This is a genomic window from Nonomuraea sp. NPDC049129 (assembly GCF_040648495.1).
Taxonomy (GTDB): domain Bacteria; phylum Actinomycetota; class Actinomycetes; order Streptosporangiales; family Streptosporangiaceae; genus Nonomuraea.
On sequence record NZ_JBEZDU010000008.1, the window covers coordinates 139,740 to 158,364 of the forward strand.

The window sequence follows — 18,625 nt, forward strand, 5'->3', positions numbered from 1 at the left end:
CCCTCAGAGGTGGACGTACTCGTAGTCGAGCGGCCGGCCGTTGATGCCGTTGCGCGGCGGGGCCAGCCAGGCGGCGATCTTGCCGGGTTCGTAGACCGGCCGCATCAGGCTGTGGACGTACGCCTTGTCGGCGGGAGTGGGCAGCCAGCGGTCCCGGTCGCGCTCCCAGGTCGCCTGGTCGACGAGGCGGCCGTCCGGGGTGAGGTGGTGCCCGGCGAACGCGCCGACCTGGCGGTTGAAGCCGACATGCGGCAGGTAGAGGGTGGCGACGCCGTCCAGGATGCGGTTCCACCGGGTCAGGCCGGTGGCGCAGTCGGCGATGTACTCCCCACGCAGGTCGGCGTTGAGCGCGGTCAGCGCGGGCAGGCGCACGTCGGCCAGGCGGCCGTCCACGACCTGCTGGACGGTGGTGGCCGCCTCGGTGAGCAGGTGGTCGTCCTTGCGGCGTTCCTCCTGCCAGCGGCCCTTGAGCCCGGCCGTGTAGTAGTTGGCCACGTTCGTGGAGGTCTCGCCGCCGAACAGGTCCAGGCTGACGCTGTAGTGGAAGTTGATGTACTTCTGGATGACATCAAGCGGGATGCCGCCATATTTCTGGATGTCGTCGGTGTCGTGCTCGCGCATCAGCGTCGCGGTGCGCTCCACCACCCGGTCCACGCCGGTGGTGCCGACGAACATGTGGTGGGCCTCCTCCTTCAGCATGAACTCACACGTACGGCTGAGCGGATCGAACGCGCTCTCCTTCAGCGTGCCCAGCTGGTACTTGCCGTCGCGGTCGGTGAAGTAGGTGAACATGAAGAACGACAGCCAGTCCGGCGTCTCCTCGTTGAAGGCGCCCAGGATGCGCGGCGAGTCCTCGCTGCCGGAGTTGCGCAGCAGCAGCGCGTCGGCCTCGTCGCGACCGGCGCGGCCGAAGTAGGCGTGCAGCAGGTAGACCATGGCCCACAGGTGCCGGCCCTCCTCGACGTTGACCTGGAACAGGTTGCGCAGGTCGTACAGGCTGGGCGCGGTCAGCCCGAGGCGGCGCTGCTGCTCCACGCTGGCCGGCTCGGTGTCGCCCTGCACCACGATGAGCCGCTGCAGCTCGGCGCGGAACTCGCCGGGCACCTGCTGCCAGACCGGCTGTCCTCGGTGCTGGCCGAAGGCGATGCGCCGGTCGGGGTCGCGCTCGGCCAGGAAGATGCCCCACCGGTATTCGGGCAGCGCCACGTGGCCGAAGTGCGCCCAGCCCTCCCGGCCCACCGCCACCGCCGTACGCAGGTAGACGTCCTGGGTCGGCAGCGCCGGTCCCATCTCGCCCCACCAGCGCAGGAAGCCGGGCTGCCACGACTCCAGCGCCCGTTGCAGCCGCCGGTCCTCGGCCAGGTTGACGTTGTTCGGGATGCGCTCGCCGTAGTCGATGGACATCTCACACTCGTTTCCGGTCGAAGGCGGGCCGCTGCCCGGTGCCGTAGCGGCGCAGCGCGCCCTCGGGACCGGCGGCGTTGGGCCGGTTGAACACCCAGTTCTGCCAGGCGGTGAGCCGGGCGAAGATCTTCGTCTCCAGCGTCTCGGGGCCGGCGAAGCGGTGGTTGGCCTCCATAGCGGTCAACGCGTCCGGGCTCAGGGCCGCCCGCTCCTCCAGCGCGATGCGTACCTCGTCCGCCCAGTCGATGTCGTCGAGCGCGAAGGTGACCAGGCCCTGCTCCTCCGCCTCGGCGGCGTCGATCTCGCGGCCGGTCTCCTGCCGCAGCTTGGCGAGGTGGCCGGGATCGCCGAGGAAGCGGGCGGCCAGCCGGGACAGGCCGTTGCCCATGGGGAACGCGCCGAAGTTCGCCTCGGTGAGGGTGATCGCCGTGCCCTCTTCGTCGTACATGTACTGGCGGTCGCAGGCCAGCGCCAGCTCCAGCAGCGGCCCGGCGAAGCAGCTGCCCGGCTCGATCAGCGCGATCAGGCTGCGGCTCGTCACGTCCAGGCGTTTGAGCGTGCGCTTGAAATAGTGCCGGATCTCGTCGGCCGGCCAGCCGTCGCCCTCCCAGGCTTCGAGTACGCGCCGGGCGTCGCCCTCGGTCTTGATCACCCAGGTGCCCAGCTCCAGTTCGTTGGTGCGCAGCCGCAGGATCAGGTCGTCCAGCTCCCTGGTGAGCGCCAGTGGCCAGGACTCGATGTCCTGTCGAGGGCCGTACGCCGTGATGGTGACCAGCCCGTTCGCCCGGTCCAGGTCCGCGGTGACGTTCGGGTAGCGGATCGCGTCGGCGCTCACCTCGCGCTCCAGCGGGGTCAGCGCGATCCCCTTGGCGTCGCGCGGGCGGGTGGAGCGGGCGGCGGCCTCGGCGGCGCGCTGCCGTACCGTCTCCTCGAACCTGCTGCGCGGCACCGCCTCGTCGACCAGGCCCCACTCCACCGCGCGCGAGCCGCGCACGCCCTCGCTGCGCGTGGCGAACACGTCCGCCAGGTCCTTGCGTACGCCGCGCTTGTCGACCAGCCGGGTCAGGCCCCCGGTGCCGGGCAGTACGGCGAGCAGCGGCACCTCCGGCAGCGACACGGCCGTGGAGCCGTCGTCCAGCAGGATGATCCGGTCGCAGGCCAGCGCCAGCTCGAAGCCGCCGCCGGCCGCCGTGCCGTTGATCGCCGCGAGGTAGGTCTGGCCGGAGTTCGCGGTCGCGTCCTCGATGCCGTTGCGGGTCTCGTTGGTGAACTTGCAGAAGTTCACCTTCCAGGAGTGCGATGACCCGGCCAGCATCCTGATGTTGGCGCCCGCGCAGAACACCTTCTCCAGGCCGCCGGTGATGATCACGGCGCGGACCTCGGGGTGCTCGAAGCGCAGGCGCTGGACCGCGTCGTACAGCTCGATGTCCACGCCCAGGTCGTAGGAGTTGAGCTTGAGCTCGTAGCCGGGGACCAGGCCGCCGTGCTCATCCACCTGGAGGACGATGCGGGCGATCTCGCCGTCGTACTCGACGCGGAGGTGGCGGTAGCGGTCGGGGTGGGTGTCGAAGGACACCTCGGGCGCTGTCTCGGACACGTCCCTATTTCGACATCCTTTTTTCGCTGCGTCAAGCATGTGTAGCATTTAATAGGGTGGCTGGGAAAGCGCTTCCCGCCGCCGGAGGTCCGATGCCCGCGCACCGCATTCACGACACAGAGCCCGCGCTGACCTGGGAGGACGCGTTCCTTTCCGGCAACGGCGAGTACGGGATCATGGTCTACGGCGAGCCGCACGCCCAGCGCGTGGTGTTCGACCATCACCGCTTCGTCCTGCCCAACGGCTCCCGCGACCTGCGCCCGCCCGCCATCGCCGACCGGCTGGAGGAGATCCGCGAGCTGATCCTGTCCGGGCGGGCCGCCGAGGCGCAGCGGGTGGTGGCCGATGGGCGGAGTCTGGCCTGGACGCAGGCGTTCCATCCGGGGTACGAGCTGGTCGTCGAGGGCGCGTTCGCCGCCGGGCCGTATCGGCGGGTCACCGACTTCGCGACCGGGGAGATCGCGGTCACGTCGGGTGGGCGCGCACACCACGCGTTCGTCTCGCGGGCCGACTCCGTCGTGGTCCAGCGGCTGACCGGTGAGCTGAGGCTGCGTCTGACGGGCGAGCTGCCGGGCAAGCCCGACGACGTCCTCTACCAGACCACTGCTTACGAGAAGGATGGGCACGTCTTCCTGAGTGCTCGCGGCGCCTATCCGGCCGGGCTGGGCGCCGCCGGGTTCGAGGGGCTGACGCTCGTCCTGGCCGCCGACGTCTCCGTGTCCGGCGACGCGGTGGTGACGCGGGGCGAGACGCTGCTGCTGACGAAGCTGGACCGGTACGAGGAGCCCGGCTGGGGCACCGACCGGCTGGAGGCCGCTCTCACAACCTTGGCCGGGCATCGGTACGACGAGCTGCTGGCGCGGCATGTCGCCATCCATCGGCCCATCTACGAGCGGGTCACCCTCGACCTGGGTGTGGCCGGGGACCCGCCGGTCCGCGAGCTGATCGCTGAGCCTGGTCCCGCGTTGGTCGAGCGGTTGTTCCACTCGGGCCGCTACCTGCTGCTCAGCTCATCGGGCGTGCTGCCACCCCGGCTCACCGGTCTCTGGCTCGGCGCGTGGGGAGCGGCCTGGTCGGGCGACTTCACCACCGACGCCAACCTCAACCTGCAGATGGCCGGGGTGAACATCGGCGCGATGCCCGAGCTCATGACGGGGTACGCCGCCCTGATCCGCGACCAGATCGACCACTGGCGGGTCAACGCCCGCGAGATCTACGGCGTCGACGGCATCCTCGCGCCGAGCCGTACCGACGGGGAGAGCGGCTACCTGTTCCATTTCGACGAGGACTGGCCGTGGACGATGTGGCTGGCCGGGGCCGACTGGCTGCTGTACCCGCTCCACGAGCACCACCAGGTCACCGGTGACCTGCCCGAAGAGCTGCCCGGCTGGCTGGCGGAGGCGGCGGCGTTCTGGGAGGAGTTCCTGGCCGGGGCCGACTTCGTGATCGTGCCGTCGTTCTCGCCCGAGGTGGGTCCCGAGGGCTCCTCGTACGCGAGCGTCAACGCTACGATGGACATCGCGGCGGCCCGGCACGCCCTGGGCCTGGCCGGATCACCGCTGGCCGAGCGGCTGCCGCCGTACCGGATCGACGAGCGGGGCGCGCTCACGGAGTGGGCGTGGGAGGCGGCCCCGCACGAGGATCACCGGCACGTCAGCCACCTCTATCCGGTGTGGCCGCTGCACGAGATCAACCCCGACGACGAGCCGGAGCTGGCCGCGGCCGCGCACCGCGCCCTGGAGTTGCGCGGCGACGAGAACCTGTCGGCTCACGGCAGCCTGCACCGGGCGCTGGCGGCGGCCCGGCTGAAGGACGCGGGGCTGGCCCAGGCGAACCTGATGAAGATCCTGGGCACAGACATGCTGTTCCGATCGCTCATGACCTCGCACAACCCGGGCCGGGAGATCTACAACGCCGACGCCGCGCACACCCTGCACGGGCTGGTCATCGAGCTGCTGGTGGACTCCCGGCCGGGGGTCGTGGAGCTGCTGCCCGCCGTACCCGAGCTGCTGCCGAAGGGGACGATCCGCGGCGTCACCTGCCGGGGGCGGGTCGTCGTCGAGGAGCTGACCTGGGGAGAGGGGAGCGTGCGGGCGGTGCTGCGCTCGCCCGTGGACCAGCGGATCACCCTGATCCACCGCGCCTCCGGGCAACGGGAGGAGGTCGAGCTGGTCGCGGGCGAACCGCACCTGGTGGCCATCGACGGCTGAGGGCCGTGAAAGCAGATCGCCCCATCGGTTGAGTACAGGTGTGACTGCCAACATGACGGCTCGGCTCCGGCTCGTTGATCCCTCGGGGGCGATCAGCGACGCGGACCTGGTGGAGGCGTCGTACCGAAAACCCGAGCGGTTCGGGGAGCTCTACGACCGCTATATCGGAGAGATCCACGCGTACCTGGGCAGGCGGCTCGGTCAGGAGGCCGCCGACGACCTCGCCGCCGAGGTGTTTCTCACCGCGTTCAGGAAGCGCACCACGTTCGATCGCGAACGCGGGGAGGTGCGTCCCTGGTTGTACGGCATCGCTTCTAATCTGATCGCGATCCATCGCCGTACCGAGACCAGGAAGCTGGCCGCGCTGCGCCGCAGCGCGGCCGCTCCCGCGGGCACGGACCACGGTCACGAGGAACGCGTGGTCAGCCGCGTCGACGCCGCGAACGAGCAGGCGCGGCTCACGGCGGAGCTGCAGGCGCTCTCGGACGGCGACCGGGACGTGCTGCTGCTGAGCGCCCTGGGCGAGCTGAGCCATGGGGAGGTGGCCGAGGCGCTGGGCATCCCGTACGGCACCGTCGGGTCCCGTCTGTCACGGGTGCGCAGGAAGCTTCGTGCCGCCCTGGGCGGCGTCAATCCCTTGCTTGGAGGCTCTGATGGATGATTACCGGGCGGTGCGCGAACTGCTGCCCGCGCCGCCGCTGTCGCCGGAGGTCCGGCGGGCCGGGCGCGAACGGCTGGTCGGCGCGTTCGCTCACGAGGGGGCACGGCGGCGCCGCAGGGCCGCCAGATGGAGCACGCTGGGGCTCGGCCTGGCCGGGGCGGCCGCCGTGGCCCTGCTGGCCACCACCTCCGTGTCGCCGGGCGGGCCGCCCGCCACGCACGGTGCGGTCGCCCCGATGAGCGCCAACCAGATCCTGCTGGCCGCCGCGACCTCGGTGGCCGCGACGCCCGACGCGGGCTCCTGGTGGGGCAGCAAGGTGGTCGACGGCCGCGAGTTCTACGACCCGGGCCACCACTACCTGCTGCGGCAGAGCAAGTCGATGGAATCCTGGATCCCAGCGGATCCGGAGGCCCTTACCTGGTACCGCGAGACCTACCTCGGCGCCGTGCCCGTGGGCTCCGAGGGCGCGGCCGCCTGGCGGGCGGCCGGCGCGCCGACGACCTGGATCTACGGACAGGGCAAGACGCCCGGCCTGATCACCGACGACCGGGCCGAGGGCATCGTCCGGGCGGCGCGGGGCAAGCCGTGGACCTTTTCCAGCGAGGACTGGGACTTCCGCATCCTCCTGGCCGGTAAGCCGCTGACCAGGATGAACGAGGTGCCGACGACTCCCGAGGGGCTGCGTGCGCTCTTCTCCGACGTGGACGATCGGGTGCTCGTCGACAACGCCGTGAGCCTGCTCGTGTACGCGCCGGTGACGAGCGAGACCCGGGCCGCCGCCTACCGGCTGCTCGCGTCGATGCCCGGGGTCTCGGCCGTCGGGCAGGTGACGGACACGCTCGGGCGTATCGGGCAGGCCCTCGAATACCAGTCCGCGCAGCGTCCCGTGACCGAGTACGCGGGGGGCACCCGTACCCGGCTGGTGATCGATCCGGCCACCGGGAAGCCCCTCTCGATCGAGACGCGCGCCACGGACGATGGCCGTCTCCTGGAGTTCACCGCGATCCAGGAGAGCGTCTGGACAGATGACAACCCACTGAAGGAGCACAAGTGAGATCGCTGATCGCCGCAGTCGCCGGTTTGGCCTTCACCGGAGCGCTCGCCGTACCCGCGCAGGCGACCCCGCCCGAGGGCAAGTACTGGCGGGTCGACACGATCCTGAGCAGGACCCATCCGCGTCCGGTCGGCAGCGGCTACTGGCTGGCGGAGCGGCAGGCGTCCACCGTCTGGCAGTCACCTGAGGGCAAGAGCTGGTTCGGTTTCCGGCCGCTTGGGGCTCGGCCCAAGACCGAGAAGGACGAGGCGGCCTGGCGCGCCGACGGCTCCCCGACCTCGTGGACCTACCGTACGGAAGGCATGAAGATCTCCCTGTCCACGGAGCCCGGTGAGGGGCACGTGGGGCCGACGAAAGACGCCCCCAAGGGCTTCCGCCTGGGCGAGAGGTACGTGACGTACCAGCAGCTCCAGGATCTGCCGTCGGATCCGGTCGCCCTCAAGAAGTATGTCGTCGCCGGCGTGAAGACCTGGATCAAGGAGGCCGCGGACGAGGCGAAGACCACCGCCCCGAATTCCAAGATCGAGGACTGGGAGTCCCACCTCGACCGTTACGTGGCCATCGATCTGAGCCGGATGCTCTGGGAGAACCCGGTCCCGCAGAAGGTCAGGAGCGCCGCCTTCCAGGCGTTCAAGACCACCAAGGGCGTCACCGACGTCGGGCGGGCCCAGGATCCGCTGAACCGCTCCGGGCAGAAGTTCGCCCTGCCGACGCTCACCACCAAGGGCACGGTGCTCAAGCAGCAACTCCTCATAGACGCCAAGACCATGACGCTGCTGGCCGAGTACACCGACACCACGGTCGACGGGAAGCCGTTCCCGGCCAAGACCAAGGTGGAGACGTACAAGGTGGGCTGGACGAACGAGCAGCCCGCCGTCCCGGACGGCAAGTAGGGCCACGAGGACTCGCCCGTCAGGGCGAGTCCTCGTCAGGCATCAGCGCACGACGGTGCAGCCGACCCACTTGATGACGTGCTTGTCCTTCTTCGTGAAGAACTCCGCGCCCTTCTTGCTCTTGAAGGCGCGCTTGTGCAGAACGCCCTTCTCATCGCGGAACCGGACATTGACCCGGCCGCCTTCGCGGTGCTTGACCACGCACTTCATCTTCTCGTCCGGCCCGCAGGCGTCGTCCTCGGGGCCCAGCCGCTCCGAGAAGACGCGCATCTTCTTACCCCTGATGAGCTTGCCGTCCTCATCCTCGAACCGGCCGTCCTTGAGGCTGATCCTCTTGCCCTCCTCGCCTTTGAACATGACGTCGGGCTCCGAGCACTCCAGGATGGGCGCGACCTGGTCGCTGGTGATCAGCTGGGGCTGTGACGGGTCGTCCGAGGCGAATGCGGGGGCGGACACGGCAGCGGTGGTGCCGAAGGCCGCCACGGCGATGATGGCGGCACCGAGTGCGCGTCTCATGTGACTCTCTTCTCTGACGGTTCTCTGAGGGTTGTGAGCTGTGACGACCGGCCGGTCACGATGAAGACTGCCGGGCCGGGTGTTAATTCCGTGTATGACAAAAATTGACCGCCCGTATTGACGATCTCGCAGGCGGCGGCTAGCGTCGTCTCATAATTGACAGGAAACTTTCCTATAAGTTTCTTGTCGGGCCTCCCACCCACCCCCAAAACCGCCGGAGGTCGGACCACCATGAGACACACGATCCTGAAGAAGGGCCTCGCGGTCCTGGCGGCGCTGCTCCTGCCGCTGACCGCGACGGTCGCCGCACCTACCGGCGCGTACGGCGCCAGCTCGGTCGCCTTCGCCGCCGCCTGGGCCCCGTGGACCGCGTACACGGCAGGGACCCGCGTCACCTACAACGGCGTCGACTACGAGTGCGTCCAGAGTCATACGTCCCAGCCCGGCTGGGAGCCGCCGAACGTACCCGCCCTGTGGAAACCGGTCACCGGTGGCGGCACCGACACCACCGCGCCGTCCGTGCCCGGCAACCTGCGTTCGACGGGCACCACCTCCAGCAGCGTCTCGCTGGCCTGGGACGCCGCCACCGACAACGTCGGCGTCACCGGCTATGACGTCTATCGCGGCTCGACGCGGGTGACCACGGTCACCGGCACCTCCTACACCGACAGCGGGCTCGCGGCCGCCACCAGCTACACCTACACGGTCCGCGCCCGTGACGCCGCCGGGAACGTCTCGGCCGCCGGCAACTCCGTCACCGCCACCACCCCGGGCGGCACCGGCGCTCCCGGCCAGCCCGGCACGCCCAGTGTCACCGGCACGACCGGCAGCTCGATCGCCCTGTCGTGGGGCGCCTCTTCCGGAACCGTCACCGGTTACCGCGTCTACGAGGGGAGCACGGTCAAGGCGACCGTGACCGGTACGTCGGCCACCATCGGGTCGCTGGGCGCCTGTACGTCGCATACGTACACGGTCAAGGCGTACAACTCGGTGGGCGAGTCCGCGGCCAGCGCCCAGGTCACCGGCGCGACCACCGGGTGCACCGGCGGCGGCAACAAGGTGCTCGGGTACTTCGTCCAGTGGGGCGTCTACCAGCGCGGCTACCACGTCAAGAGCATCGACACCAGCGGCTCGGCCGCCAAGCTGACCCACATCAACTACGCCTTCGGCAACGTGACGAACGGGCAGTGCGCCATCGGCGACAGCTACGCCGACTACGACCGCTTCTACCAGGCGGGCGAGAGCGTGGACGGCGTCGCCGACACCTGGGACGCGGGCGCGTTGCGCGGCAGCTTCAACCAGCTGCGCAAGCTCAAGAAGAAGTACCCGAACCTGAAGGTGCTGTTCTCCTTCGGCGGCTGGACCTGGTCCGGCGGCTTCGGCCAGGCCGCGCAGAACCCGACCGCCTTCGCCAACTCCTGCTACAACCTGGTCGAGGACCCGCGCTGGGCGGACGTGTTCGACGGCATCGACATCGACTGGGAGTACCCGAACGCCTGCGGTCTCAGCTGCGACAGCAGTGGCCCGGCGGCGTTCAAGAACGTCATGTCGGCCCTGCGCTCCCGCTTCGGGTCCGGCAACCTCGTCACCGCGGCCATCACCGCCGACGGCACCAGCGGTGGCAAGATCGACGCGGCCGACTACGGCGGCGCCGCTCAGTACGTCGACTGGTACAACGTCATGACGTACGACTTCTTCGGCGCCTTCGCGGCGCAGGGCCCCACGGCCCCGCACTCGCCGCTCACCTCGTACGCGGGCATCCCGACACCGGGCTTCTACTCCGACAACGCCATCCAGAAGCTCAAGAGCAAGGGCGTGCCGTCGAACAAGCTGCTGCTCGGCATCGGGTTCTACGGCCGCGGCTGGAGCGGGGTCACGCAGTCCGCCCCCGGCGGCACGGCGACAGGGCCGGCGCCCGGCACGTACGAACAGGGCATCGAGGACTACAAGGTGCTCAAGACCCGCTGCCCGGCCACCGGCACCGTCGCCGGCACCGCGTACGCCTACTGCGGGGGCCAATGGTGGAGCTACGACACCCCGAGCACGATCGGCGGCAAGATGAGCTACTCGAAGAGCCAGGGCCTGGGCGGCGCGTTCTTCTGGGAGCTCAGCGGCGACACCACCGGCGGTGAGCTGATCACCGCCATGAAGAGCGGCCTGGGGTGACCATCCTCACCTTCTGAGGGCCTTGTCCGGGCCGGTTCCGCGTCGCGGGGCCGGCCCTTTCGGCTTTCCTGCCCGGTTGGAGGGTTGACCCGGGAGCTGCGTGGAAATCTTGAAGTCATAACGCTTCGTGATCGCCCACTAACTGTCAGCTCATGATCTCCGGGGGTGATGATGATGGACATGCTTCCGCCGTCAGCGTTCATTCGCAGGACACCGACCCCGCCACGACGGCGGTGGGGATCGGCGTGCATGGCGCTGGCGCTCGCCGGGGCCATGGGCTTCGGTAGCGGGCTCGGATACTCGGTGGGCCGGACCGTACAGGAGCGTCAATCGTCGCTGCGGCCACGGGTGGCGGCGATGTCGGTCACGACCGGTGAGGCCGCGCCGTCAGCCCCTGAGCAGGTCAACGCGGCGCCGAAGCCCGCTGCCCCTCCCGCTGCCCGCCCAGTTGCCCGTCCGGCTGCTCATCGAGTTGCTCATCGGGTAGTTCGGAAGGCTGCCCATCCTGCTGTCGAGCGGAAACATCGCGTCAAGACCGCGAAGACCCGCCGTCATGTGAGGGCCAAGCACCGCTCGGCTTGCGTCCGGCTGCAGGGACTCAGGGCACGGCTGTGCAGGACCCTGTTCAAAGAACACTGACCGCCGGGGGCCGCCGGGCGAAGAACACGAACTCCAGGCCGGGCCGGTCGGGCGCACCACGTACTTCCTCCACGGTGAACCCATGGGCGACCAGCGCCGCCTCGACCTCGTCACGCTCGCGGAAGCGCAGGGTCGAGTGCGAGGTCAGCACCTGCCCGTCCGAGCCGAAGACGTGCGTCCCGCGGAAGGTCACCAGTGGCCCGCTGACGTCGAGCACATCGCACCAGCTCTCCACCGCGCCGACGCCCTGAATCTCGGTGACCTTGTACGTCGCCGCGCGATCCCACCCCTCCCAAGCGCGTTTCGCCGGATCCCGGGTCTCGAACACGAGATGTCCACCGGGCCGCAACGCGTCGTAGACCCCACGTAACGTCCCCTCCCAATCGCGCGGGTCCATGATCGCTTGGGCGACATTTCCCGTCATGGTGGCCAGATCGACTTGCATCGGGGGAAGGGCCGTCGCGTCACCGTGGAGCCAGCGCACCCGCTCGCCGTTCGGCTTGGCCCGCGCGACATCGAGCGACGCGCGGGCCGGGTCGACGCCTATGACGTCGACGCCGCGACCGGCCAGGAGCAGCGCGAACGTCCCCGTCCCGCACCCCACATCCAGCAGGGTACGGGCACCGAGCTCATGGACGATGGCCACATACGCGTCCAGATCACCACGGTCGGGGTCGAGCGCGTCATAGATCGAGGCCAGACGCGGATGTTCGAACATATCGTCAGCCATCAGGCCACGGTATGCCGCAGAGCGTGCTCGGCTGTACTCAGTTTCCGGCCAGCTTCTTGGCGAGCTCCTCATCGGAGTTCGCCTTCACGAGCCGGCAGGGCGCGATCGGGCTGCCGGCCTTGGCCAGATAGGGGAGGAACGCATAGTCCATTCCGGCGTAGTTACCCGGTCGGAACTCCAGGACGAGCGTCTCCTCCGGGCGCATGAAACGGGGGGAGATCACGAAGGTGTCCTTGTTGATCGGCGCGGCGACGTCTCGGGAGCGCCAGTTGTCCGGCTTGTCGAACTCCTTGCGCTGCTGCTCGGTCATGTTCTTGGTGCTCGGCGGGTCGTAGGCCAGGTCCGCGCCGACGAAACGCCCACGGGCGCACTGCTTGTCCGCTTCCGTGAACGTCACGTCAGCCACGATCCCCGCGCTCCTGAGCATGGCCTCCAGCCCGTCGGGGTCCCGGAACTCCTTGACCGTCACCTGAACGGTGCCGTCGGCGTTCTTCACCACCGCGTACGCCGCACTCGGCGCCCCGGAGACCAACGGCACGGCCACCAGCGCGGCCGCGGCGATGCCCGCGACGGCCACCCCCGCCAGCACGGGACGACGCATCGGCGTCCAGGAGGGCCGACGGCGGGCGGGCGGGGTCGCCACGATCTCCGCGAGGAGGTCCTGAACGCCCTGGCCCATGGAAGGCTCGGCGTACTCGGCGGCCGGATCGATGGCGGACACCATGCGGTCGATCTTGTTCATCGGGTTTCTCCCCTCAGCGCGGTCATCACGGTGACCTCGTCCGTCGCGGTCGTGTCGAGCAGCCGAGCCAGTCGTTTGCGGGCCCGATGCAGCCGGAGCCGGGCGGCGGTGCTGCTGCAGCCCAGCACCTTGGCGATCTGCGGGCCGGTCAGCTCCTCCCAGCAGGCCAGGGCGAGCACGTCCCGGTCGGCCGCGTTCAGGGCGGCGAAAGCGGTGCGTACAGCCTCGGTCCGTGGGTCGGCGGCCGTCTGCCCCTGTCCGACGGCCAGTTCGCCACGGAGCCGCGAGGCCAGCGCGGTACGGCGCGACTCGCCGCGCCGGTGATTGGCCAGGACCCGCCGGGCCGCGCCGTACAGCCAGAGCACGGCGGCCTCGCCCTCGGGTACGTCATCCAGCCGCCGCCACGCGGCGAGGAAGGTCTCCGCGATCACATCGGCGACGTCGTCCACGGAATCGGTACGACGTATCGCATAGCGATGTACTGCCGGATAACAGGCGAGATAGAGCGCCTCGAAACGATCTCGCGTGTCGGGTGGCACGCGTTGATCCTGCACGGGTGTCTCCTAACCGAAGAATGCCGGAACACCTCACTAGGTGTCCGGCATCTCCGCAAGTGTTTCCACCCGTGCCCGGGGGCCCCTTGCGTCTGAATAACAGATAACGGTTGAAGAACGCGGCATGGCGATGCGGTGTGCAGTAGAGCAGCATTGAGGTTGTGGCAGGGATCTCCGTCTGGCGGCGGGCGAGTCTGCGTCACGGGCCCTATGTGGCCCGGGCGATGGCCGAGCTGCGCTCCTGGCCGGCTCTGGCGGTCAGTGACACCCGGCGCGGCGTGGCCTTCGCGGTGCGGGGCACCGAGATCCTGCGCCCGTCCGGCCGGGACGAGGTGCACCTGCGTCTGACGGCGGCGGCGATCGACCGGCTCGAACCGCATCTGCGGGTCTGCGACCAGGTGCACGCCTGCGCCGACAGCGCCTGGGTGGCCGTGCAGGTGGACGCCGAACCCGACCTCGAACTGCTCCTCGCCCTGACCAGCGTGGCGATCAAGGCACACGCCTCGTAAATCTGGAGCCGACTGGCCGCCGCTAACAGGAGGCCGACGTCAGGCCGCCGCGTGAACCCGCAGACCGGCCTTCCGCCACACCTTGAACAGCCGCCTGGCCGAGCCACCCACCGGCCCGACCGCCTCATAGAGCACCTTCGACGAGACCGGCTCGGCAGTCTCCACGGCGGTCATCCTCGAACCCGGCGTCGAGCAGCAGGTTGCGATAGGAACGGGCGGCCCGGGGGTTGGTCACCTGGTCGGCGCGCGCGTGGACGATGGTCCGCGTGAGCGCCGGGTCGTCGGAGTCGATGACGAGGGTGTCCCAGTCCTGCCCGATGAGCACGATCCGCCCGCCCGGCGCCGCACCCGACATCCACCACGGCGGAGCCGTGCGGAAGATCAAGCAGCTCGTACGACCGTGCGCGCAACCCGACAGCGTCCGGCAGGGCGTCGACGACGTCCAGCAGCCGGATGAGCGATTCCTGTTGTTCGGAAGACATGGGGGCAAGCATGCGACTTCATGTCGACATGAAGTCAAGTACCAGCATGAGCAGCGGATGAGTCCTGGGCAGGCTCCTATGGCTGGGCCTGCTCGGCCAGGATGCTGGTGATGGCCTGCTCCGCGGTGGTGTGGATGTTCAGGGCCGATGACAGGCCGGTGATCTCGAGGATGCGGGCGGGTGCGCCGCGTACGGCCGCCAGATGGAGTGCGGCACCCTGTTCGCTCAAGGCCGCGTTGAGGCGTATCAGCAGGTGCAGGCCCATGCTGTCGAGGAAGGTCAGCCCGCCCAGGTCGAGCAGCAACGGCTCGCCGGCACGGACCTGCCGACTGAGGTAGGTCTCCAATTGGGCGGCGTTGGTGGTGTCCACCTCGCCGGTCACGGTGATCAGCACGCCGGTGATCAGGCGTTGGCTGTCCAGGCTCAAAGGGGGCATGGCGGCTTGACGGCCCGCTCAGCAGGCGGCCGACTGCGGCACGACGGTCATGACGTCCTCTCAGGGCTGGCCGAGTACGGGCGCGATTCCTTCCTCGCATCCGAACTTTAATCCCGAAGACCGATACCGGAAAGACTTTTCCCCATAGGATCTTCTGGGAAGAGAGGGTACAGTCCGCCCCGCAGCTGCTGTTAACCGCCGGGGGCGGAGAAGGTGAAGACCCGTGAGCGCATCCGACGACCGTTCGTCCACTTGGACGTTCCTGACCCATCACGCCCGCGTCCTGCTGGAGATCGCCCGCGACCCACAGGCGCGGATGCGCGACATCGCCGCCGGCATCGGCATCACCGAACGCGCCGTGCAAGGCATCGTGACCGACCTGCACCAGGCCGGCTACCTCTCCCGCGACAGAGTCGGCCGCCGCAACCACTACAGCCTCAACCTCGACGAGCACTTCCGCTACCCGACCGAGGCCGGCCTGCCGATCCGGCTGCTGATCGACATGTTCACCCAGCACGACCTGCCCGGGCGCCCCACCACCCCACAACCACACGAGTGACGCACGGGTTTCTGGTGGCTAGCGTTCGTCGGCATCGGCGGGGTAGTCGGCCGAGCGGCTGACGTCGGCCCATTTCTCGGTCTCGGCGGCGCGGATCTCGGCGGCCTTCTGGGCGAGGGCGACGGCGTCGCTACCGAGGAGGAGCCGCCGAGGTGGGTGGTCGTCCCGGACCACGTCAATGATGATCTTGGCGGCGCGGGCGGGGTCGCCGGGCTGGGTGCCGTCGGTGTCGCGTCGGAAGCGGTGGATGGCGCCCACGGTCTGCTCGTAGTCGGGGCCGACGGGGTGGATCTCCATGGAGGAACCCTGCCAGTCGGTACGGAACGCCCCCGGCTCGACGATGATGACCTTGATGCCGAAGGGTGCGACTTCGTTGGCGAGGACTTCGGAGAAGCCTTCGACGGCGAACTTCGCGGTCTGATAAGCGCCCATTCCGGGGGTACCGCCGACACGTCCTCCGACGGAGGAGAACTGTACGAAGACTCCTGATCCTTGGGTGCGCAGGACGGGCAGGGCGGCCCGGGTGACGTTCACGACGCCGAAGAGGTTGGTCTCGATCTGGGCGCGGAAGTCGTCTTCGGCCATCTCTTCGATCGGTGCGCTGTTGCCGTAGCCGGCGTTGTTGACGACCACGTCGAGGCCGCCGAAGGCGTCGGTGGCCGCCTTGACCGCTCGGGAGGCCGCGGCGGCGTCGGTGACGTCGAGTGCGACCGCTCGGATCCGGTCGCCATGGCGGGCCACCAGGTCATCGAGTTGTTTGGGGTTGCGTGCGGTGGCGATGACCTGGTCGCCCGCTTCGAGGACGGCTTCGGTGAGGCGGCGTCCGAGGCCGCGTGAGGCGCCAGTGATGAGCCATGTCTTGGTCATGGGTGGTTCCTTTGCTCGATTAGCTGTCACATAAATGTAGCACTTACTGACTTAATCTCAGCACAACTGTGACGTAAAGCTATGCCATGTGCTACGCGAGGGGGGTATGTTGGGCAGGTGAGAGCAGACGCGACACGCAACCTGGAACGCGTCCTGAGCACGGGCGCCCGCATGCTCGCAGACGACCCCTCAGCGACCATCGCCGCCATCGCCGCCGAGGCGGGGGTGGACCGCCGCACGGTCTACCGCCGCTTCGCCTCCCGCGAAGACCTCATGGCCGCCGTCTACGGAGCCCGCTACGACGCGGTCGAGCAGGCCATCGAGGCCGCCAGACTGCGCGAGGCCCCGGTCGCGGTCGCGCTGCATCGCTACGTCGAGGGCATCATCGCCGTCAACCGCAAATGGCCCGTGGAAACGAGCCTCATGCTCCGCGAGATGGCGATCCGCGAGCGTCGCCGCAGTCTGATCGACGAGGTCGACGCCTTCCTGCGGCGCGCCACCGACGAGGGCCTGCTGCGCTCCGACCTGCCGCGCGGCTGGGTGGCCACGGTCCTGCCGTCGCTGATGGAACACGCCGCGGCGAACCTGTCCGAGCTGAGCGCCGCACAGGCCGCCGACATCGTGGTCGACACCCTGCTGCGAGGAGTCGGCACCCCACCGGCCCGCTGACCCGGCTGCTTACCGGGCTGCGCGAGAAGAAGTGGCAGACGGCCGACGCGCTCTGGCCCCGACGGCTGCTACGGTGATAAACGCTCGTGTTCAGACCTTAGGAGACCAGACATGGCAGGTGACGACGACATCTCCGGGTGATACCGGAGGTTGACCGGCCCCGGCAGGCGCGCATGACCGCCGCCGACGTGGCCCTCGTCGTCGTACCCCCAACCCTGTCCCTTTGCCGGGCCCATTCGCGCGCCCGGGTCTCGTATCGAGGTCTGTCGCATGTCCGATGCGTTCATCATCTGTTCCGGCCTGTCCTTCTCCTGGCCTGACGACACCCCTGTCTTCAACGACCTGTCCTTCACCGTGGGCGGCGGCCGTACCGGCCTCGTCGCCCCGAACGGCGCGGGCAAGAGCACGCTGCTCAAGCTGATGGCCGGCGAGCTGCGGCCCTCCTCCGGCGGCGTCGCCGTCGAAGGGGTGCTCGGCTACCTGCCGCAGAACCTGCCCCTCGTCGGTGAGCCGACCGTGGCCGAAGTGCTCGGCATCGCCCCGGTGATCGCCGCGCTGGATGCCATCGAGTCAGGCGACGCGAGCGAGGAGCACTTCACCACGATCGGCAACGACTGGGACATCGAGGAGCGCACCCGTGCCCAGCTCGACCGGCTCGGCCTCGCGGATATCGGCTTCGACCGGCGCCTGGGCACGCTCAGTGGTGGCCAGGTCGTCTCGCTCGGCCTGATCGCGCAGCTGCTCAAAAGTCCCGAGGTACTCCTGCTCGACGAGCCGACGAACAACCTCGACCTCGGCGCGCGCCGCAGGCTCTACGACGTACTCGGCGAGTGGACCGGCTGCCTGCTCGTCGTCAGCCACGACCGGGCCCTGCTCGACCGCATGGACCGCATCGCCGAGCTCGACCGAGGCGAGGTCCGCTTCTATGGCGGCGACTTCACCGCGTACGAGGAGGCCGTACGCGCCGAGCGGGAAGCCGCCGAACGGAACGTGCGCAGCGCCGAGCAGGACCTCAAGCGCGAAAAGCGGGAGATGCAGCAGGCCCGCGAGCGGGCCGAGCGCCGGGCGGGCAACGCCGCCCGCAACCTCAAGAACGCCGGGCTACCGCGCATCTTCGCCGGGAACATGAAACGCGGCGCCCAGGAGTCGGCCGGCCGAGCGGGCCAGATGCACGCCTCACGGGTCAGCGACGCCCAGGCCCGGCTCGAGGAGGCCGGGTGGGCGCTGCGCGACGACCAGAGGATCGCGCTGGAGCTGCCGGGGACGAACGTACCCGCCGGACGCACGGTCTTCCTCGGCGAACACCTGCGGACTCGCGGCCTGTTCGCCGAGCCGGGCGTCGACCTGACCGTACGCGGCCCCGAGCGCATCGCGCTGAGCGGCCCCAACGGTGCGGGCAAGTCCACCCTGCTGCGCCTGATCAGCGGCGAGCTGGAGCCGGACGGCGGCACGACCAGGCGGGCAGACGGGCGGGTCGCCTACTTGTCGCAGCGACTCGACCTGCTCGACGTCGAGCGCACCGCGGCGGAGAACCTGGCCGCCTTCGCCCCCGGCATGGCGGCGGCGGAGCGGATGAACCTGCTGGCCCGCTTCCTGTTCCGCGGCGCGCGTGCGCACCTGCCGGTGGCGGCGCTGTCCGGCGGTGAACGGCTGCGGGCCACCCTGGCCTGCGTGCTGTACGCCGAGCCGGCGCCTCAGCTCCTGCTGCTCGACGAGCCGACGAACAACCTCGACCTGGTCAGCGTGGCGCAGCTGGAGGGTGCGCTGATCGCGTACCAGGGAGCGTTCGTGGTGGTCAGCCACGACGAACGCTTTCTCGCCGCGATCGGCGTACAACGGTGGCTGGAGCTGGCGGACGGTCGCCTCCTGGAGACCGGGGGTCCCGCCGGTGAGTGACGCGCTGGTGGCGCGCCCGCTGGCAGGGCCACCACATTCGC

Annotated in this window: 18 protein-coding genes; 9 read left to right on the forward strand and 9 right to left on the reverse strand. The window is 69.4% G+C overall.

What is annotated here, in order from left to right:
- Positions 1 to 3 precede the first annotated feature (3 nt).
- Positions 4 to 1,404 carry a benzoyl-CoA 2,3-epoxidase subunit BoxB gene (boxB, locus tag AB0B64_RS26200; protein ID WP_358180217.1) on the reverse strand — a complete coding sequence of 467 codons (1,401 nt, stop codon included), beginning with the start codon at positions 1,402 to 1,404 and terminating at the stop codon, positions 4 to 6.
- A gap of 1 nt (position 1,405) precedes the next feature.
- Positions 1,406 to 3,001 carry a 2,3-epoxybenzoyl-CoA dihydrolase gene (gene boxC, locus AB0B64_RS26205; RefSeq protein WP_358180220.1) on the reverse strand — a complete coding sequence of 532 codons (1,596 nt, stop codon included), beginning with the start codon at positions 2,999 to 3,001 and terminating at the stop codon, positions 1,406 to 1,408.
- A gap of 92 nt (positions 3,002 to 3,093) precedes the next feature.
- Here boxC and AB0B64_RS26210 point away from each other — a divergent pair, with 92 nt between their 5' ends.
- The 4 genes from AB0B64_RS26210 to AB0B64_RS26225 are packed head-to-tail and all read left to right on the forward strand — an operon-like array spanning position 3,094 to position 7,819.
- On the forward strand, positions 3,094 to 5,211 hold the full coding sequence (locus tag AB0B64_RS26210) for a glycoside hydrolase N-terminal domain-containing protein (RefSeq protein ID WP_358180223.1): 2,118 nt from the start codon (positions 3,094 to 3,096) through the stop codon (positions 5,209 to 5,211).
- 52 nt (positions 5,212 to 5,263) lie between these two features.
- Complete coding sequence (locus AB0B64_RS26215) at positions 5,264 to 5,872, forward strand: RNA polymerase sigma factor (RefSeq protein WP_357957438.1); 609 nt, start codon at positions 5,264 to 5,266, stop codon at positions 5,870 to 5,872.
- Positions 5,865 to 6,926: a CU044_5270 family protein gene (locus AB0B64_RS26220; protein ID WP_358180226.1), complete on the forward strand. Its 1,062-nt coding sequence runs from the start codon at positions 5,865 to 5,867 to the stop codon at positions 6,924 to 6,926. Before AB0B64_RS26215 ends, AB0B64_RS26220 begins: the two co-directional genes overlap by 8 nt.
- Positions 6,923 to 7,819 carry a hypothetical protein gene (locus AB0B64_RS26225; RefSeq protein ID WP_358180229.1) on the forward strand — a complete coding sequence of 299 codons (897 nt, stop codon included), beginning with the start codon at positions 6,923 to 6,925 and terminating at the stop codon, positions 7,817 to 7,819. Before AB0B64_RS26220 ends, AB0B64_RS26225 begins: the two co-directional genes overlap by 4 nt.
- A gap of 42 nt (positions 7,820 to 7,861) precedes the next feature.
- Here AB0B64_RS26225 and AB0B64_RS26230 read toward each other — a convergent pair whose 3' ends face one another.
- On the reverse strand, positions 7,862 to 8,335 hold the full coding sequence (locus AB0B64_RS26230) for a hypothetical protein (protein WP_357957433.1): 474 nt from the start codon (positions 8,333 to 8,335) through the stop codon (positions 7,862 to 7,864).
- Between the two features lie 231 nt (positions 8,336 to 8,566).
- Between AB0B64_RS26230 and AB0B64_RS26235 the strand changes: the two genes are divergently transcribed.
- Positions 8,567 to 10,501 carry a glycosyl hydrolase family 18 protein gene (locus tag AB0B64_RS26235; protein WP_358180232.1) on the forward strand — a complete coding sequence of 645 codons (1,935 nt, stop codon included), beginning with the start codon at positions 8,567 to 8,569 and terminating at the stop codon, positions 10,499 to 10,501.
- Positions 10,502 to 11,126: 625 nt separating this feature from the next.
- On the opposite strand, the gene AB0B64_RS26240 is transcribed toward AB0B64_RS26235, so the two are convergent.
- From AB0B64_RS26240 to AB0B64_RS26250, 3 genes are read right to left on the reverse strand one after another with little or no spacing between them, the layout of a single operon-like run.
- Positions 11,127 to 11,870 (reverse strand): class I SAM-dependent methyltransferase, encoded by a 744-nt coding sequence (locus AB0B64_RS26240; RefSeq protein WP_358180235.1) that lies wholly within the window; start codon positions 11,868 to 11,870, stop codon positions 11,127 to 11,129.
- A gap of 37 nt (positions 11,871 to 11,907) precedes the next feature.
- Positions 11,908 to 12,612: a hypothetical protein gene (locus AB0B64_RS26245; protein ID WP_357957427.1), complete on the reverse strand. Its 705-nt coding sequence runs from the start codon at positions 12,610 to 12,612 to the stop codon at positions 11,908 to 11,910.
- Positions 12,609 to 13,166: an RNA polymerase sigma factor gene (locus AB0B64_RS26250; protein WP_358180238.1), complete on the reverse strand. Its 558-nt coding sequence runs from the start codon at positions 13,164 to 13,166 to the stop codon at positions 12,609 to 12,611. Before AB0B64_RS26250 ends, AB0B64_RS26245 begins: the two co-directional genes overlap by 4 nt.
- A 161-nt stretch (positions 13,167 to 13,327) precedes the next feature.
- Between AB0B64_RS26250 and AB0B64_RS26255 the strand changes: the two genes are divergently transcribed.
- The gene (locus tag AB0B64_RS26255) at positions 13,328 to 13,675 is read left to right on the forward strand and encodes a luciferase family protein (RefSeq protein ID WP_357653615.1); all 348 of its coding nucleotides are present in this window, start codon (positions 13,328 to 13,330) and stop codon (positions 13,673 to 13,675) included.
- A gap of 124 nt (positions 13,676 to 13,799) precedes the next feature.
- Here the strand turns inward: AB0B64_RS26255 and AB0B64_RS26260 are convergent, their stop codons facing one another.
- Together AB0B64_RS26260 and AB0B64_RS26265 are read right to left on the reverse strand one after the other, a co-directional pair.
- Positions 13,800 to 14,060, reverse strand: coding sequence for a hypothetical protein (locus tag AB0B64_RS26260; RefSeq protein ID WP_358180241.1), 261 nt, complete (start codon positions 14,058 to 14,060; stop codon positions 13,800 to 13,802).
- Between the two features lie 173 nt (positions 14,061 to 14,233).
- Positions 14,234 to 14,584, reverse strand: a complete 351-nt coding sequence (locus tag AB0B64_RS26265; protein WP_358180244.1) for an STAS domain-containing protein — start codon at positions 14,582 to 14,584, stop codon at positions 14,234 to 14,236.
- A 232-nt stretch (positions 14,585 to 14,816) separates the two neighbouring features.
- Here AB0B64_RS26265 and AB0B64_RS26270 point away from each other — a divergent pair, with 232 nt between their 5' ends.
- Complete coding sequence (locus AB0B64_RS26270; protein ID WP_357957419.1) at positions 14,817 to 15,152, forward strand: helix-turn-helix domain-containing protein; 336 nt, start codon at positions 14,817 to 14,819, stop codon at positions 15,150 to 15,152.
- An 18-nt stretch (positions 15,153 to 15,170) separates the two neighbouring features.
- Here the strand turns inward: AB0B64_RS26270 and AB0B64_RS26275 are convergent, their stop codons facing one another.
- Positions 15,171 to 16,019 (reverse strand): oxidoreductase, encoded by an 849-nt coding sequence (locus AB0B64_RS26275; RefSeq protein WP_358180247.1) that lies wholly within the window; start codon positions 16,017 to 16,019, stop codon positions 15,171 to 15,173.
- A gap of 117 nt (positions 16,020 to 16,136) precedes the next feature.
- Here AB0B64_RS26275 and AB0B64_RS26280 point away from each other — a divergent pair, with 117 nt between their 5' ends.
- Together AB0B64_RS26280 and AB0B64_RS26285 are read left to right on the forward strand one after the other, a co-directional pair.
- Positions 16,137 to 16,688, forward strand: a complete 552-nt coding sequence (locus AB0B64_RS26280) for a TetR family transcriptional regulator (protein ID WP_358180250.1) — start codon at positions 16,137 to 16,139, stop codon at positions 16,686 to 16,688.
- 270 nt (positions 16,689 to 16,958) lie between these two features.
- Entirely contained in the window at positions 16,959 to 18,584 is a 1,626-nt protein-coding gene (locus AB0B64_RS26285; RefSeq protein ID WP_358180253.1) for an ABC-F family ATP-binding cassette domain-containing protein, read from the forward strand.
- Positions 18,585 to 18,625: the final 41 nt, after the last annotated feature.

Coding starts and splice junctions, on each gene's coding strand:
- boxB (WP_358180217.1), bottom strand. CDS start 1,404: ATGTCCATCGACTACGGCGAGCGCATCCCGAACAACGTCAACCTGGCC.
- AB0B64_RS26210 (WP_358180223.1), top strand. CDS start 3,094: ATGCCCGCGCACCGCATTCACGACACAGAGCCCGCGCTGACCTGGGAG.
- AB0B64_RS26215 (WP_357957438.1), top strand. CDS start 5,264: ATGACGGCTCGGCTCCGGCTCGTTGATCCCTCGGGGGCGATCAGCGAC.
- AB0B64_RS26220 (WP_358180226.1), top strand. CDS start 5,865: ATGGATGATTACCGGGCGGTGCGCGAACTGCTGCCCGCGCCGCCGCTG.
- AB0B64_RS26230 (WP_357957433.1), bottom strand. CDS start 8,335: ATGAGACGCGCACTCGGTGCCGCCATCATCGCCGTGGCGGCCTTCGGC.
- AB0B64_RS26235 (WP_358180232.1), top strand. CDS start 8,567: ATGAGACACACGATCCTGAAGAAGGGCCTCGCGGTCCTGGCGGCGCTG.
- AB0B64_RS26240 (WP_358180235.1), bottom strand. CDS start 11,870: ATGGCTGACGATATGTTCGAACATCCGCGTCTGGCCTCGATCTATGAC.
- AB0B64_RS26245 (WP_357957427.1), bottom strand. CDS start 12,612: ATGAACAAGATCGACCGCATGGTGTCCGCCATCGATCCGGCCGCCGAG.
- AB0B64_RS26275 (WP_358180247.1), bottom strand. CDS start 16,019: ATGACCAAGACATGGCTCATCACTGGCGCCTCACGCGGCCTCGGACGC.
- AB0B64_RS26285 (WP_358180253.1), top strand. CDS start 16,959: ATGTCCGATGCGTTCATCATCTGTTCCGGCCTGTCCTTCTCCTGGCCT.